This is a genomic window from Nocardia cyriacigeorgica NBRC 100375, from assembly GCF_000308555.1.
GTDB classification, from domain to species: domain Bacteria; phylum Actinomycetota; class Actinomycetes; order Mycobacteriales; family Mycobacteriaceae; genus Nocardia; species Nocardia cyriacigeorgica.
On the sequence record NZ_BAFY01000295.1, the window covers coordinates 1 to 964 of the forward strand.

The following is a 964-nucleotide window of genomic DNA, read 5'->3' on the forward strand; positions in this document are numbered from 1 at the left end:
TTCGGCTCTGATGGAGGACAGTGCGGCCATGTAGAACACGCGGCGCAGTCGCCGGTTGAAGCGTTTTGGTCGGTGCAGGTTGCCGCTGACACGGCCGGAATCGCGGGGCACGGGCACGAGTCCGGCGTAGGAGGCCAACCGGCCGGGGGTGGCGAACGTAGTGAGGTCGCCACCGGTGGTGACCAGGAACTCGGTACCCAGATGAGGTCCCATTCCGGGCAGTGACTCGATGATCGATGCCTGCGGGTGCTCCCGGAAACGCATGGTGATCTGTTTGTCGAGGTCCTTGATTTCACGGTCCAAGTCGAGCAGTTTGGCTGCCAGTCGTTTGATCAATGTCGCAGTAGCCCTCTCGCCGGGTACGGCGATGTCCTGCTCGCCGGCGGCAGCGACGGCTGTGGTGGCGATGGTGTCGATGCTCTTGCGCCAGGCGCCTTTGTTGGTGAGATGTGTTGTGACACCGTTGATTCCGGCGGCACGGATTTCGGACGGGGTGCACAGACCGGCGACCAGGATCAGCGGGGACCGGGCCGAGTAGTCGAATGCGGCCTCGAGCGCGGGAAAGATCGCGGCGAGCATGCCGCGCAGCTGGTTGACCCCGCGCACCCAGTCGCTCATGAGATCGGCGCGGTAGCTCGAGAGCTGGGTCAGCTCGGCGACCAGCTCGTCGGGTGCGGTCACCGGCGTCAGGTCGTTGCGCATGCGGGCGGTGTCGGCGATGACGCGGGCGTCCTTGGCGTCGGTCTTTCCCTCACCGCGCAGGATTCCGGTCATGGTGGCCACCACCCGGCCGGGCACGTACGCCACCGACTCCCCAGCGGTCAGCAGCACGGTGATCAGCAGCGCAGCCAGCGGGCTGATCAGATCGATCGCCCACTGCACCTCGATCCCGGTTTCGTGTGCTCGGGCGATGATCGCCTCGATCGCCCGCTGATCGTTGCCGAACTTGCCCGACCAGCACACC

1 protein-coding gene is annotated in these 964 nt (G+C 65.9%); it reads right to left on the reverse strand.

The features are described from left to right. Window positions 1-964 (reverse strand): IS110 family RNA-guided transposase (locus tag RJ05_RS26080; RefSeq protein WP_036541886.1); only part of this gene is annotated, 964 nt, incomplete at both ends.